Raw genomic sequence first — 14,396 nt, forward strand, 5'->3', positions numbered from 1 at the left:
ATCGCGGATCCCCGTCGATCAAGGAGCACCGTGCCCGAACCGGTCCCCACCGCAGACCCGAGGGCCGATCTCGCGGCCCTGACCCGGACCAGCCTGGTCGTCGCGATCGTGGCCTCCCTGCTGGCGCTGGCCTGCGCCTACGCGACCGTCACCAGGACGATCGATGCGGCCGCCACCTCCGCCGAGCAGGTGACCGTCACGGTGCAGGCGGTCGGCACCCACCGGGAGACCCGCGGCGGTCGCCGGTCGCGGCACCTGGCCGAGGTGCGCCACGCGCAGGTGGTGGCCGAGGACGGCCGGCCCGGCCGGATCAACAGCGACGACCTGCAGGTGGGCGAGCGGGCCGAGCTCTGGCGCGACGAGGAGGGTCAGCTGTCGGCGGACGACCCGTCCGGCATCGGCTTCGGCTCCATGGTGCTCCCGGTCCTCCTCGGCATCGGCGCGCTGCTGCTCGCCGCGATCGCGGTGGGCTCGTTCCGGCGTACCCGTCTCAGGAACACCGACATCGACGCCGCGCCCAGGCTCCGGTTGCAGCTGGACCGCGCGAAGCTCGACGCCGACCCGAGCCGGACCACGGAGGGCGTGCTCAACCTGCCGCTCCGGGTCGTCGAGTCGAGCACCGACAAGTTCCCCGCAGGCAGGGAGGGTGACCTGGTGGTGCACCGTGGCACCTCCCCCGTCGACCTCTCGCAAGGCATCCCCGACGAGTGGGAGGGGCGGCTGCTGCACAAGGGCCTGGTGATGAAGGTCTTCGCCGTACGCCGGTCACCCGGCGAGCCCTGGTGGGTCACCGATCTCTGAGGCCGCGCCTCCCAGCCCGACCGTGCGGGCCATGGCATCCTGCACACGGCAAGCGCGCGAAGGTGGTCTACCGGACCAACATGAGCAGGCTCGACCGCGACAAGGACGGCACCGCCTGCGAGGCGTGAGCGTCACTTCGTGAGAGGCCGTCTGCGCGCACCGACTGCGCGGACGCCGTGAACTTGCTCCCCGGGTAGGAGTCGAACCTACGTCGCTAATCCTGATTCAAAGTCAGGCGGGCCCTGCCGGCAGACCAACCGGGGAACATTCCTCGAGGGAATGACAGTCCACGCGCGGCGGACTGTGGGCGACAGGCTACTTGGCCGACGCGCTGGCACGCCAAGTGACCTCACGAAGTCCTCGAGTCGGGAGCGCGGGAACCCGAGCCCGTGGCTAGTGTCATCACATGGACCTGCCCGTGATGCCGCCGATCAAGCCGATGCTGGCCAAGTCAGTCAAGGGCCCGATCAGCGGGCTGGATCCCGCGAAGTTCGGCGGGCTGTCCTTCGAGCCCAAGTGGGACGGCTTCCGCTGCCTCTTGTTCAAGGACGGCGACGAGGTCGAGCTGGCCTCACGCAACACCAAGCCGCTCACCCGCTACTTCCCCGAGCTCGTCACCGCCGCCCGCGGGCAGCTCCCCGACCGGTGCGTGCTCGACGGCGAGATCTTCGTCGCCTCCACCGCCACGGACGGCGGCGAACGACTCGAGTTCGAGGTCCTCCAGGAACGCATCCACCCGGCCGCCTCCCGCATCACGATGCTCTCGGAGAAGACTCCGGCGAGCTTCGTCGCCTTCGACCTGCTGGCGCTGGGCGACACGTCGTACGTCGACCAGCCGTTCGCCGATCGTCGCGCGGCCCTGGAGGAGGCGCTCGGCGACCTCGACGGCCCCTGCCACCTCACCCGCACCACCACCGACCCTGCCGAGGCCGAGGACTGGTTCACCCAGTTCGAGGGCGCCGGCCTGGACGGCGTGGTCGGCAAGCCGATGGATGCGGCGTACCAGCCCAACGCCCGGGTGATGCTGAAGTTCAAGCACGCGCGCACCGCCGACGTCGTGCTCTGCGGCTATCGCGAGCACAAGACCTCCACGCCCGATCACCCGCTCATCGGTTCCCTGCTGCTCGGCCTCTACGACGACGCCAAGCTGCAGCACATCGGCGTCTCCGCATCGTTCACCGCGACCCGGCGGGCCGAGCTGTTCGAGGAGCTGCAGCCTCTGGTCTGCGACATCGCCGACCACCCGTGGGGCGAGTGGCAGGAGTGGGCGATCGCCAACCCGGACCGGGTGCCGGGAACCCAGAGCCGCTGGTCGGCCGGCAAGGACCTGTCCTTCACTCCCCTGCGTCCCGAGCGCGTCCTCGAGGTCGGCTACGACCACATGGAGGGGCGGCGGTTCCGCCACACCGCGCAGTTCAAGCGGTGGCGCCCAGACCGTGACCCGGAGTCGTGCGGATACGCCCAGCTCGAGGAGCCATCCAGCTACGACCTCGGTAGAATTCTTTCCATCAGCTGACGATCCGGAGGCATTGTCATGGCGGAGCAAGAGGCAACGAACAACTACGACGTGGTCCTGCTCTGCGAGCAGGCGCTCTCTGAAGAGGACGCCGCCCAGGTGACCTCACTGCACGAAGACCTCGAGGACCCGGTCACCTACCACGTGCTGATCCCCGTCGAGGACGCCGCAGCCCGGGTCGAGGCGGCCATGGGATCACTGTCCGCCGGCGAGGTGATGGCGGCACCCGCGATGGCGATCGGTGAGATCGACCTGGCCGAGGTGCGCAAGGAGTGCCTCGACCACTCGCTGGAGGAGCTGGCCACCACCTTGAAGGTGCTCCGGGCCGCCGGCGCCAACGCCGACGGCGCGATCAGCCACGAGCACCCGGTCGACGCCCTGGCCGGCGCGGTCGCCAAGGTCGACGGCCGTGAAGTGATCATCCTGACCCGGCCCCACGTGGTGGCCGAGTTCTTCCACGTCGACTGGACCTCGCGGGCCCGCCGCAAGCTCGGCGTCCCCGTCCTCCACCTGCTCGAGCGCGAGACGTTCGACGAACAGGGCGAGGGCTTCGGCGAGGGTGTCACCGGGGTCTGACCCAACGTCCCGCACCTGCGGTCCGTTTGGGGCTATCTTCGAACGGAACGGTCGCGCAATGACGCGCGACCCTGAACGATAGGAGTGAGCATGCAGATTCTCGGACTCATCGTGATCGGCATCGTCATCGGCGTCGTTGCACGCCTGCTCAAGCCGGGCCGGCAGAGCATCAGCTGGCTCATGACCATCGGGCTCGGAATCGCGGGTGCCCTCATTGGCGGGATCATCGCCTCGCTCATCGGCACCGGCGGCATCTGGGAGCTCAACGTCCTCGGCACCATCGTCGGCATCATCGCCGCGATCATCCTGATCGGCATCGCCGAAGGAACCATGGGGCGCAAGAAGGTCTGACCTTCTTCACGCCCCGTGTGTGGATGTTCCGGCACCTGACGCCGGAACATCCACACACAACCGCCCAACCGGGCAACCGGGCCCGCAGGCGCGTGGCTTCCCGTCCCAGCCCCGGGCGACCAGGATGCGCGCGACGGCAGCCGCCAGTCGACACGGCTCCAGCACCTGCTTCCACCCCACGCGCAAGGTCATCTCGTCCTCGACCGCACTCACGACGTCGCGATCGAGATCTGCCCAGCGATCGTCGGACCACTCGTGGCCCAGGCGTCCGTCGAGCTCGACGACCAGCCGCCACGCTTCGTAGTCGATGTCGCGATGGGCGACGCTCCTACCGGACCTGACCAGCCGCTGACGTCGTGCCGCCGGCAATCGGTGCCGCCGCTCCACTCCTGTGAGGTAGAGGCGTTCCATCACGGAGAACGCGCCGCACGCCACGTCCTCGAGGATCGACAGGAGCAACCGTCGATGACGTTGTCGTGGGATCGCGGCGAGGGCACCGCGCAACCTCTCGGCCGTCGTACGTCGGGTCTGGCAGGCGTCGGCGAGGACCGCCACGGCTGATGCCTCGTCGGCCGCCTCCGCCGCGACCTGCAGCAACGCTCCCTCCAAGCGCACTCGGGGTGGGTGCAGGTGCCACTGCACAGTGGTGTCGAAGCCACGCAGGCGCTTGACCCTGATGCCTTCCACGACGGTCGCCGTCCGAGTCGCATCGATGCCGATGTGGATCTCGGCATCGGCGGACCGCAGCCCCGAGCGCCGGCGCACCCCGTGGGCATCCAAGGCCGACCGGCCGATGAGGGCCGCGGGCCAGTGGGACAGGACAGCGACCCAGGCGCGTTGCTCCCAGCTCAGCGGCCCGGTGTGGTCGACGTAGACGCCACCCAGCACCCGCGCCCACTCCCGCCGTCGCACGAGCCGCTCGATGTCGTTGTCGTTGCCGCCGCACGCGAGCACCTGTCGGCGGGAGATCACCCCTGCTTGGAGACCCTGCAGCCGTCGTACCTCGGGTTCGTCCATGCGGACAAGTCTCGGCGCGCGAGCAACCCACGACAACGGCGTGGACGCATCACTGTGGAGAACTCGAGTCCGCATCTCGTTGTGTGTGGATGTTCCGGCACCTGACGCCGGAACATCCACACACAGCGGCCTGGCCAACCGGGAAGCCCGGCACGGGGGCCGCACGGCAGCCTCAGCCCGACAGCTCGATCGCGATGTCGAGGTGCCCCACGTGGCGGGCGTACTCCTGGAGGACGTGGAAGCAGATCCAGCGCAGGTCCCCGACGGAGCCGGGCCACGCGTCCTCGGGCCAGCGCGGACCCGGCTGGGCGAGCTCGCTCAACGAGTGCCCGTCCAGGATCTCGGTGGTCTGCTCCCCCACCGCGGTGAGTGCGTCGGTGAGGTCGGTCAGCGAGGTCGTGGCCGGGACCTGCCACCGGGCCTCGCCCCCGTCAGCCCCGGCTCCGCCGGCCCACGGGTCACGGTCGACGTTCCAGTCGCCCCACGGGGCAGCGAGGTCCTCGCCGAGGAAGCCCCAGACGAACCAGCGCTGCTCCATGTGCACCAGGTGGGAGAGCAGCTCGATCGGCGTCCACCCGCTGGGCAGCCTGGACCGCCTCAGCTCCCGCTCGGGCAGGCGGGACAGCTTCTCGATGACCTCGGCCCGGTAGTAGGCCAAGTAGTCCGAGAAGTGCTGGGCCGTGGTGCCGTCTCCCAGCGGTTCCTCGATCGCCATCCTCTTCCCCTCTCGGTACCTCGTGCCTGGATCCTCCGGCGCCCGGCACCGAGACGTCCACACACGACCTCACTCCACCCGATTGCCCTCGTCGTCCCAGTGCTCGGCGACCTTCTTGCTCGGCTGTACGCGGGGCGGCTCGCCCGGCATCTTGGGATAGTCCGGCGGGTAGTTCATCTCGACCGGGTTGGCCTCCCACAGCTCCAGCAACGGCTCGAGCGAGTGGTGCACGTCGTCGATCGCCGCCCAGGCGTCCCCACGGTCGGCGAGCAGGTCGGGCACGGTGAACAGGTTGAGCTCGCGCGGGTCCTCGAGGTCGGCCAGCTCTGCCCAGGTCACCGGTGTCGAGACCGGCGCGCCGGGCTGCGGTCGCAAGGAGTACGCCGAGGCGATGGTGCGGTCGCGACAGTTCTGGTTGAAGTCGACGAAGATGCGCTCCCCGCGCTCTTCCTTCCACCACGCCGTGGTCACCCCGTCGTCCCGCTTCTCCAGCTCGCGCCCGAACGCGATCGCTGCGTGGCGGACGTCTACGAACTCCCACCGTGGCTCGATCCGCACGAACACGTGCACCCCACGGTTGCCGCTGGTCTTCACGAAGGCGGCGATGCCCAGCTCCTCGAAGAGCTCACGGGCCACCCCCGCCACCCGCACGGCATCGGCGAACGTGGTGCCGGGCTGGGGGTCGAGGTCGATCCGCAGCTCGTCGGGACGGTCGACGTCGCTGCGTCGGACCGGCCAGGGGTGGAAGGTCAGCGTGCCCATGTGCGCGCACCACACGGGGACGGCCGGCTCGGTGGGACAGATCTCGTCGGCGGTGCGGCCGGAGGGAAACGTGATCCCGACCGACTCGACGAAGTCGGGGGCACCCTTGGCCACCCGCTTCTGGTAGAACGCATCCGCGTTGCGGTCCTGCGGTCCGGTCGCCAGCTTCATGCCCTCCCGCACGCCGCTGGGCCAGCGCTCGAGAGCGGTCGGGCGGTCACGCAGCGCCCGCATCAGTCCGTCACCGGCGCCCGCGAAGAACTCCGCGACCATCAGCTTGGTGACCTCGGGGGTCCGGTCGGTCGCCTCGTAGATGACCCGGTCCGGGCTCGAGACCCGCACCGCTCGTCCGCCCGCCTCGACCTCTGCTGCCGCTGCCTTCGCCATGCTCCACACGCTACCGTCGAGCCACCGGGCCGGAGGTTTGGACGCGGCCCCGAACGGATACACGGAGAGCCATGTCCGATCCCTCCCTCCACGACCCGTTCCTCAGGGTCGTCCGTCAGGAGCATCCCGACGTCGACCTGGTCATCCTGCCTCCGGCCGCGACGCCACCGAGGACGGAGAGCCCCGAGGTGCTCCGACAGGCCCGCGCAGCCGTCCAGGAGTCGCGACGCACGCTCACCCGGCTGCTCGCCGAGACCGGGAGGCCGGAGTCGACCATGGTGGACCTGTGGTCGACGTACGCCCGCACGGGCAGCCGGCACCGGATCGCGCGGACCCTGCTGGCCGACCTGCCGGAAGCGGCACGGACCCTCGAGGTGGTCGGCGACTGGCTGCTCGCCGAGGGCTGGGACGCCCGGCCGTGCGCCGACGGGTCGCCGCGGCTGCGTGCCGTGCGCGCCGACCTGGTGCTGGAAGCCACGGGACACCCGACAGCGATCGAGGTCGAGATCCGCTCCGTGTCCTTCCCGCTCAGCGACGCGACCGCTGCATCACTGGACGAGGAACCATGAGCAGCAGCCGGGTCTGGCGCGAGGCGCTCACCGACGCCGCGACCGTGTGGAACGACCAGGCCGACGACCTCTACACGGCCACGAAGTGCCTCACCGAGATCGACACCGGCCTGCTCGGCCACCGGGTCGGACCAGTGGCCAAGGTGTTCGTCGACCGGTGGTCCAAGCGGACCGAGAAGCTGCGCAAGAACGCCGAGGAGCACGCCGGCTCACTCACCCTGGCCTCGACCCAGTGGGGCACCGTCGACGAGAGCTCCGAGGAGGGCCTCAAGAAGCTGATGCCCTGGGACCAGCGCAACCTGGAACCGAACCAGGTCGGGCCCTACCACGTGCCGACCACGGGAGACGGCCCGTGACCACCGTCGTCGTCCCCGCCAAGATCGAGTCGCTCCCCGTGATGGATTCCGGCGTCGAGGCGATGTCGGTGACCGACGACCTGCGCGGAGCCGCGGTCGCCACCTCCGACGTCTCCACCACCATGACCGGCAAGGGGTCACCACGTGGCTGGGACGGCGACGACGCCGACCAGGCCGACCACGAGATGACCCAGCTGGCCCGCGACGCGGACGTGGTCTCCGCCGCGCTCGAGGAGGTCACCCTCGGGTGCGACGTCTACGTCAGCACGATGGTGGAGCTGGCCTCTGACCGCGACGACCTGGCTGCCGACCGGCTCCAGCTCAACTCCGACATCGATGATCTCGTCGCCCGGGTCAACAGGAGCACCGAGGACGACGTCGCAACGCTGCAGGCCGAGGCCACCACGCTCACGAATCGGGCGGCGACCCTCAACGGGCGGATCACCACGTGGAAGGGCAGGATCGTCTCGGCCGAGGACCGGTTCATCCGGGTGATCCGCTCGGTCGACACCGTCGGCGAGGGCGAGCAGGCTGCGGACAGCCCCGATCGCGTCGACGTCGAGAAGCTGCTGGCCCAGCTGGAGGGCAAGAAGGACCCTCGGGCGATCACCACGTGGTGGGACAGCCTGACGCCCGAGCAGCAGGAAGCCCTCAAGGTGCACAGCCCCGAGATCGTCGGGAACACCAACGGCATCCCGGCGGGTGATCGTGACGACGCGAACCGTGGGTCCCTGCAGCAGGACCTCGCCCACCTCAACAGGCTCAAGGACGAGGGCCGCCTCACCGACGACCAGGCGCTGCAGCTGAAGAACGCCGAGGCCGCGCAGAAGGGTCTCGACCTCGGGGCCACCAGGGTGGACCCGAACACCGGCCAGCTCGTCGACACCAACCTGCTGCTCTACCTGCCCGGTGCGTTCGACAGTGACGGGGTCGCCGCGGTGGCCTACGGCGACCCCGACACGGCCGACAACACGGCGGTCGTCGTCCCCGGCATCACGAACGACGGGTCCACCATCGACAGCCAGGGCGAGGATGCGTTGCGCCTGTTCCTGGAGTCGTCCCAGAACGGCGAGTCGACCTCCGTGATCGCCTGGATGGGCTACGACTCACCCTCCCTGACCGGTGACGATCTCCTCGAGACAGGACTCGACATGGGGTCGGTGATCAACGAGCAGAAGTCCGAGCAGGGTGGTCACCTGCTGAGCGACTTCGTGGCGGGTCTGCGCGCCACCGACGACGGCGAGAGGTCCCACCTGAGCGTGGTCGCGCACAGCTATGGCTCCAACGTCGCCGCCCACGCCGCCACCGACGGCCTCGACGCCGACAGGCTGGTGCTGATCGGGAGCCCTGGCGCGGGCGGCGGCTCCGACCACGTCAGTGACCTCAACATGCCGCCCGGCACGGTCTACGTCGGCGCCGCCGACAACGATCCCGTCACCTGGCTGGGTCGTGACGACCACAACGGTGAGAGCGACTTCTTCAGGAACATCCCGCTCAACCCGTTCGAGGGGCCGGGCGGCCTCGGGCTGGGTGAGGACCCTGCCCAGGAGTCGTTCGGCGCGAAGCGGTTCGAGGTCGACCCGGGCACGGAGCTCCACTACAACACGGTGCACAGCGACGGGATCGACAACCACACGGCCTACCTCGACCCCGGCAGCACGTCACTGCACAACATCAGCGAGATCGTCCAGGGCAACGAGCCGACGATCGTCCCCGGGCGCACCAAGGACGCCAACGGCTACCTCTACGACCTGGCCAGGGAAGAGGCGCGGGAGGAGGCCGGCAAGGCCTACGACCGCTACATCCAGGAGCCGATCATCGATCCCGTCGTCGAGGGGACCCACCGGGTCGTCGAGACCGGCAAGGACGTCGTCGACGGAGCCGTGGACACCGGCAGGAGGGTGGTCGACGGAGCCGTGGACACCGGCAGGAGGGTCGTCGACGGGGCCGTCGACACCGGCAGGGAAATCTACGAAGGGGGCAGGAGGGTGGTGGAGAGCACCGTCGACACCGGACAGAAGGTCGCCGAGGAGGCCTACGAGACCGGCCAGGACATCTATGAGGGCGGCAAGAAGGTCGTCACCGATCCGATCGGCACGTTCAAGGGGGTGTTCGGAGGATGAGCCAGCGCTTCTCGGTGCTCCTGGCTGCCCTGCTCGTGGGCCTGCTCTCCCTGGCCGGCTGTGGCGACGACGACCCCGACGACCCCACCCAGGGGAAGGAGACCGGCATGGACGCCCGGAGCATGAAGCAGCAGGTCGACGAAGCCGTCCTCGAGCTCGGACCCCGCCTCGTCAGCGCACTGAAGGGTGAGGTGCGCGCGGCGGGCGCCCAGTTCACCGAGTGCCCGGTGAGCTCCAGCCAGTGGCAGTACATCGCCAATCTCGGCCTGGTCGGCCCGGCCGACGAGGACGCCGGCGAGCTGATCGCCGAGCAGGTCCGCAAGGCAGGCTTCGACGAGGTCACGGTGACCCCGGCCGGATCCGACGGGGCCGGGTCGGTCACCGCCACCAAGGGTGAGGTGCAGGTGCGCGTGCTGCTGGCCGGGCGGGGGAAGCCGGCGACCGTGCACAACGTCGAGGTCTTCGTCGACTGCACAGAGCTCGACTCCGACGGAGAGGCGTTCGCCGAGGACGACCCCGGGAACGACTACGCCGACCTGAGGTGAGGCCCCGCCCCGCCCTGCCCCGCCCGGTCCAGTCCACCCCCATTCGGGCCACCCCCATTCGGGCCACACCCGTTCGGGTGCCGCGATGGGCGCCGTCCGGCCGGAGCCGGACGACGCCCATCGCGGTGGTGTCGGGAACTGGCTGACGCTGGGAGCTACCGCCCGATCGTCTGGGCCTTGAGCAGGTCCGCGCGCAGGACGGCCGGCATCCGGTCCGTCGTACCTGCCTTGAACGACCGGTTCTTGGCGGCCGCGAGCGGGGCCGGCTGCGGTGCCGGCACCGGGTCGCACTTCATGTCGCTCTGGTTGCCCGGTCTCCGCCTGGGCAGCTCGCCGGTGTCGAGGTAGCGGGCGATGGTGTCGTCCGTGCAGGCGATGCCCGACAACGATCCGGAGTGGGTCGTGCCGCCGACGCCCTCGATGAGGAAGGACGTCCTGAAGGTCCTGCGGGTGACGAGCGCTCCGGAGAAGACCGTCGCCGCGTCGTTGGTCTCGCCGATCATCAGGATCTTCGACTTCACATTGTTGCCCTTGACCTTGAACGCCTTGTGGGACTCCGCCGGCCAGTTCAGGCACGGCGCGTTGAACCAGGTGTTGCCCCACGTGAGGAACGGGTGCTCCTCGTGCAGACGCCACGCGTCGCGCTCCGTCTTCTTCCAGTTGGGCCACTTCGCGTCGGTGCACTGGACCCCGTTGTAGACGGCGAACGAGTTGTCGTCGCCGGGTCCGGCGTACTGGGCGATGATGTCGCTGCCGTCGCCCTCGTTGACGAGCTTGGCGTAGGCGTGGCCGAGCTCGACCCAGCCGTAGACGTAGTAGCCCGCGGAGAGCATCACGTCGCCGAGCTCGTCGGGACCGAGCTGGCCGTTGGCCGCCGGATTCGCATCCAGCTCGTCGAGCAGGTCGTAGTAGCCGCTCCTGATCGCGGTCCAGTCGGTGCCGAGCCCGAACGCGGCGTCGTTGTCGGCGAGGTACTTCCAGTAGGTGTCCATGTTCTTGTCGAACTGGACGTTCTGGTCGAGGTTGGCCTCGTAGAAGGCGTTCTTCGCGTTGAGCACGCCGTCCCAGACGAAGCGGCCGACCTGCTTCGGGAACATGGTCGCGTAGACCTGACCGAGGTAGGTGCCGTAGGAGAAGCCGTAGTAGTTGAGCTTCTCCTGACCCTCGGCCTTGCGCAGGTTGTCGAGGTCCCGGGCCACGTCGACGGTCCGCATGTGCGGCAGCAGCTCCGCAGCGTCGGACTCGGCACACGAGTCCGAGTAGCCGCTGGTCACGTCGCGCCACCACTCCAGGTCGGCTTCCTCGGTGGGCACGTAGTCGGGTCGGTCATAACCCATGCCGGCATAGTTCGGGTCGCAGCTGAGCGACGGCTCGCTGCTCCCGACCCCACGGGGGTCGAAGCCGTACCAGTCGTACTTCGCGCCCACACCGTCCGGAATGGCCGGCGCGAGGAGCGGGTAGATCAGCCCGGAGCCACCCGGGCCACCGGGGTTGGCCGCGATCATGCCCTTGTAGTCACTGTCGGTGTGCAACAGGCGGCTCACCGCGATCTCGATCTTCGTCGAGTCAGGTTGGTCGTAGTCGAGCGGCACGATCAACATTCCGCACTCCGCACCGATGCCCCGAAGCCGCGCGTTGTCGCACTCGCCCCAGTCGATGGCCGGGGGCGTGTAGCCCGAGCTGGTCACGGTCTTGCCCGGCAGGTCGGGGGCTGCCGGAGTTGCGGCGCTCTGGCCAGCGGGCACGAGCAGGGCGACGCCCACCGTGGCCGACGCCGCGATCGTCAGTACCTTCTTCACTTTTCATCCCTTCGAGATGGATCGCCGGGAAGACTTCCGGCCAAGACCTGACATTGCCGCGTTCTTCCGCGCGCGTCCAGACCTTCGCGGTGACCAATTCGGGCCATTCGGGGTCCTGGCCACCTCGGCACCGCTCATCGGCCGCGGCCGCCCATGACGGGTCGCTCGCTAGACTGGGCCCATGGGTTACCAGGTCGAGAAGTCCGACGAGGAATGGCGCCAACAGCTCAAGCCCGAGGAGTACGCCGTACTCCGCGAGGCCGGCACGGAGCGTCCCTTCGTCGGTGAGTACACCGACACCGAGACCACCGGTGTCTACCGCTGCAAGGCCTGCCAGGCCGAGCTCTTCGCCAGCGACACCAAGTTCCACTCCGGCTGCGGCTGGCCGTCGTTCTACCAGCCGCTGACCGACCGCGTGGAATACATCGACGACACCTCGCACGGCATGAAGCGCACCGAGGTCCGCTGCGCCAGCTGTGGGTCGCACCTGGGCCACGTCTTCCCCGACGGGTTCGGCACGCCGACCGGTGACCGCTACTGCATCAACTCGATCTCGCTCACCCTGGAGCCCAAGGCCTGACGGTTCCTCGGCCCGAGGGTCAGGGCAGGCGCTCGAGCAGCTCGGCGGGCGTGGCCGCCGTGCCGGTGTAGAACGGCACCTCCTCGCGCACGTGGCGGCGGGTCTCGGAGCCGCGCAGGTGACGCATCAGGTCGACGATGCGGTACATCTCGTCGGCCTCGAAGGCCAGGATCCACTCGTAGTCGCCGAGTGCGAACGCCGGCACCGTGTTGGCCCGCACGTCCGGGTAGTCACGAGCCATCCCGCCGTGCTCGGCGAGCAGCCGGCGACGCTCCTTGTCCTCAAGGAGGTACCACTCGTAGGAGCGCACGAAGGGGTAGACCGCGACCTGGGGCTTCGGGTCCTCCGAGAGGAACGCCGGCAGGTGGGACCGGTTGAACTCCGCCGGGCGGTGCAGTGCCATCTGCGACCACACCGGCGCGAGGCGACGACCGAACGACGTACGCCGGAAGGCGTTGTAGGCCGCCTGCAGCTTCTCGGACTGCTCGGCGTGCCACCAGACCATCAGGTCGGCGTCGGCCCGGAACCCGGAGACGTCGTAGGTGCCGCGCACGATCACGTCGTCGGCGGCGAGCTTCTCGTAGAACGCCTCGATCTCCTGCGCCTCGGCGCTGCGGTCGGCGTCGCCGAGCACGTCCTCGAGCTTGAAGACCGACCACATCGTGTAGCGGATCTTGTCGTTGAGCTCGCGGATGACCGCAGCGTTGGTGGGTGCCGGGTTGGAGGATGCGGGGTTCGACATGTCCCCATTGTGCCGCGCCGCGCCAACGCGATCAGCGCTGGGTCGCGCTGATCAGTTCCGCGACGGCCCTCTCCGCCGACGAGACGACCGCCGGGATGCCGATGCCGTCGTACGCCGCACCGCAGACCGCCAGCCCGGGGACCTGGCCGACCGATGCGCGGATGCGGCGGACCCGGTCGAGGTGGCCGACCGCATACTGCGGCAGTGCGCCGCCCCAGCGCTGCACGTGGGTGTCGACGGGGCGCGCCCTGACGCCGGTCGCCAGGGCCAGGTCCGCGAGCGACTGGACGACGAGCTCGTCGTCGGAGAACTGGAGTGACGCCTCCTCGCGGTGGCGTCCGATGCTGGTGCGCAGGGTCAGCAGGCCCTCGCCCCGGCCGGCTTCACGCACCCAGTCCCACTTGTTGAAGCTGAAGGTCGCCGCCTTGATCCGACGACCGTCGACCGGTGGCACGAGGAAGCCAGATCCCTGCAGCTGAGCCAGATCGGCCGCCCGGAACACCATGGTGACGATCGCCATGGAGGCGTACTCGATCTCCCTGAGCTCGTGGGAGGCGAGCGGCGCCAGGTCCGCGAGCAGCCGGGACGCCGGCGTGGCCGGGAGGGCGAGGACGACCTCGTCGGCCCGGATCAGCTCGGGGGCGGCGGTCGGCCCGACCACCAGCTCGAAGTGTCCGTCGACGTTGCGTGGTTTCGAGACGCTCGTTCCTCGCTCCTCAACCACCGTGGGGCTCGCGGTGGTCGAGCCTGCTCCGTCGGTGGTCGAGCCTGTCGAGACCCGCCGCAGCTCGCGCACCACGGCCGACGTACGCACCTCGAAGCCGCCCTGGACCGCCAGCCGCTGCGGCAGCCGGCCGATGCCGCCGACCATTCCTGCGAAGACCGGGACGTCGGAGGGGGCCGGCACCTGTCGCGCGGCTTCGAGCAGTGACGGGGACCGCTCGAGCAGCGCGACCACCTGCGGAATGGTGGCCCGCGCGGACAGCTCGGTGGCGTGGCCGGCGTACACCCCGCCGAGCAACGGTTCGACCAGGCGGTCGACGACCTCGTCGCCGAGGCGGCTGGCGATGAGGTCAGCGACCGACACGTCCTCGGACTCCACGTCGCGGACACGTTCCTCGCGCGCCCTGGCCAGGCCCTCGTCGGAGAGCACCCCCGTCTGCTGCAGCTGCTCGAGGTCGGCCGGGATGCCCATCACCGAGCGCGGCAGCACCCGCAACGCGTCGCGGGTCCACAGCCGGGAGGACAACGTGCCGGGATGGACCAGCTCGAAGCCGAGCTCGCGGGCCAGGCCGGTTGCCTCGGGGCGGCGGTTGAGCATCGCCTCCGCGCCGACGTCGACCTGCACTCCCCCGACCTCGGCCAGTCGGAGCTTGCCGCCGATCTCCGGCGAACCTTCCAGCACGGTCACCTGCCGGCCCGCCCGGGCCAGCCGATGGGCAGCCGTGAGCCCGGCGATCCCGGCACCGACGACGACAACGTGAGTCACCCCGCCAGCCTGCCAGACGGCCGGCGTCAACAACGTGTGGGATCGGTCGTGCCCGGTGCGTTGGATCC

The 14,396-nt window shown here is 69.6% G+C and carries 15 protein-coding genes and 1 tRNA gene; 9 read left to right on the forward strand and 7 right to left on the reverse strand.

Annotated elements, in window-relative coordinates; genetic code table 11:
- The first annotated feature begins 30 nt into the window (after positions 1-30).
- On the forward strand, positions 31-801 hold the full coding sequence (locus ncot_RS15695) for a hypothetical protein (protein ID WP_168618442.1): 771 nt from the start codon (positions 31-33) through the stop codon (positions 799-801).
- A 185-nt stretch (positions 802-986) separates the two neighbouring features.
- Here ncot_RS15695 and ncot_RS15705 read toward each other — a convergent pair.
- Positions 987-1,065: transfer RNA gene (locus ncot_RS15705), tRNA-Gln, on the reverse strand.
- Between the two features lie 142 nt (positions 1,066-1,207).
- On the opposite strand from ncot_RS15705, the gene ncot_RS15710 reads away from it, so the two are divergent.
- The 3 genes from ncot_RS15710 (at position 1,208) to ncot_RS15720 (ending at position 3,244) form a co-directional block, all read left to right on the forward strand.
- On the forward strand, positions 1,208-2,317 hold the full coding sequence (locus ncot_RS15710; RefSeq protein ID WP_168618444.1) for an ATP-dependent DNA ligase: 1,110 nt from the start codon (positions 1,208-1,210) through the stop codon (positions 2,315-2,317).
- A gap of 18 nt (positions 2,318-2,335) precedes the next feature.
- On the forward strand, positions 2,336-2,893 hold the full coding sequence (locus ncot_RS15715) for a hypothetical protein (RefSeq protein ID WP_168618445.1): 558 nt from the start codon (positions 2,336-2,338) through the stop codon (positions 2,891-2,893).
- A gap of 90 nt (positions 2,894-2,983) precedes the next feature.
- Positions 2,984-3,244 (forward strand): hypothetical protein, encoded by a 261-nt coding sequence (locus ncot_RS15720; RefSeq protein ID WP_240937935.1) that lies wholly within the window; start codon positions 2,984-2,986, stop codon positions 3,242-3,244.
- Positions 3,245-3,250: 6 nt separating this feature from the next.
- Here ncot_RS15720 and ncot_RS15725 read toward each other — a convergent pair whose 3' ends face one another.
- The 3 genes from ncot_RS15725 to ncot_RS15735 form a co-directional block, all read right to left on the reverse strand.
- Complete coding sequence (locus ncot_RS15725) at positions 3,251-4,261, reverse strand: hypothetical protein (RefSeq protein WP_206065014.1); 1,011 nt, start codon at positions 4,259-4,261, stop codon at positions 3,251-3,253.
- A gap of 172 nt (positions 4,262-4,433) precedes the next feature.
- Positions 4,434-4,976 (reverse strand): DUF664 domain-containing protein, encoded by a 543-nt coding sequence (locus ncot_RS15730; protein ID WP_168618446.1) that lies wholly within the window; start codon positions 4,974-4,976, stop codon positions 4,434-4,436.
- A 69-nt stretch (positions 4,977-5,045) separates the two neighbouring features.
- A complete protein-coding gene (locus tag ncot_RS15735; RefSeq protein WP_168618447.1) occupies positions 5,046-6,125 on the reverse strand; it encodes a DNA polymerase domain-containing protein in 1,080 nt (359 codons plus the stop codon).
- A gap of 71 nt (positions 6,126-6,196) precedes the next feature.
- Between ncot_RS15735 and ncot_RS15740 the strand changes: the two genes are divergently transcribed.
- Genes ncot_RS15740 through ncot_RS15755 form a run of 4 tightly spaced genes read left to right on the forward strand, consistent with a single transcriptional unit; the run spans position 6,197 to position 9,718 of the window.
- Positions 6,197-6,694 carry a hypothetical protein gene (locus tag ncot_RS15740; RefSeq protein WP_168618448.1) on the forward strand — a complete coding sequence of 166 codons (498 nt, stop codon included), beginning with the start codon at positions 6,197-6,199 and terminating at the stop codon, positions 6,692-6,694.
- Positions 6,691-7,050 carry a hypothetical protein gene (locus tag ncot_RS15745; protein ID WP_168618449.1) on the forward strand — a complete coding sequence of 120 codons (360 nt, stop codon included), beginning with the start codon at positions 6,691-6,693 and terminating at the stop codon, positions 7,048-7,050. The genes ncot_RS15740 and ncot_RS15745 overlap by 4 nt, the downstream gene beginning before the upstream one ends.
- Complete coding sequence (locus ncot_RS15750) at positions 7,047-9,173, forward strand: alpha/beta hydrolase (RefSeq protein WP_168618450.1); 2,127 nt, start codon at positions 7,047-7,049, stop codon at positions 9,171-9,173. Before ncot_RS15745 ends, ncot_RS15750 begins: the two co-directional genes overlap by 4 nt.
- Entirely contained in the window at positions 9,170-9,718 is a 549-nt protein-coding gene (locus ncot_RS15755; protein ID WP_168618451.1) for a hypothetical protein, read from the forward strand. Before ncot_RS15750 ends, ncot_RS15755 begins: the two co-directional genes overlap by 4 nt.
- Before the next feature lie 155 nt (positions 9,719-9,873).
- Here ncot_RS15755 and ncot_RS15760 read toward each other — a convergent pair whose 3' ends face one another.
- Positions 9,874-11,517, reverse strand: coding sequence for an alpha/beta fold hydrolase (locus ncot_RS15760; protein WP_168618452.1), 1,644 nt, complete (start codon positions 11,515-11,517; stop codon positions 9,874-9,876).
- Between the two features lie 181 nt (positions 11,518-11,698).
- Here ncot_RS15760 and msrB point away from each other — a divergent pair, with 181 nt between their 5' ends.
- Complete coding sequence (msrB, locus tag ncot_RS15765) at positions 11,699-12,097, forward strand: peptide-methionine (R)-S-oxide reductase MsrB (protein ID WP_168618453.1); 399 nt, start codon at positions 11,699-11,701, stop codon at positions 12,095-12,097.
- A gap of 19 nt (positions 12,098-12,116) precedes the next feature.
- Here msrB and hemQ read toward each other — a convergent pair whose 3' ends face one another.
- Positions 12,117-12,839 (reverse strand): hydrogen peroxide-dependent heme synthase, encoded by a 723-nt coding sequence (hemQ, locus tag ncot_RS15770; protein WP_168618454.1) that lies wholly within the window; start codon positions 12,837-12,839, stop codon positions 12,117-12,119.
- Positions 12,840-12,870: 31 nt separating this feature from the next.
- On the reverse strand, positions 12,871-14,328 hold the full coding sequence (gene hemG / locus ncot_RS15775; protein WP_168618455.1) for a protoporphyrinogen oxidase: 1,458 nt from the start codon (positions 14,326-14,328) through the stop codon (positions 12,871-12,873).
- Between the last annotated feature and the right edge of the window lie 68 nt (positions 14,329-14,396).

Origin of the sequence: Nocardioides sp. JQ2195 (assembly GCF_012272695.1) — a bacterium.
Classification (GTDB): Bacteria; Actinomycetota; Actinomycetes; order Propionibacteriales; family Nocardioidaceae; genus Nocardioides.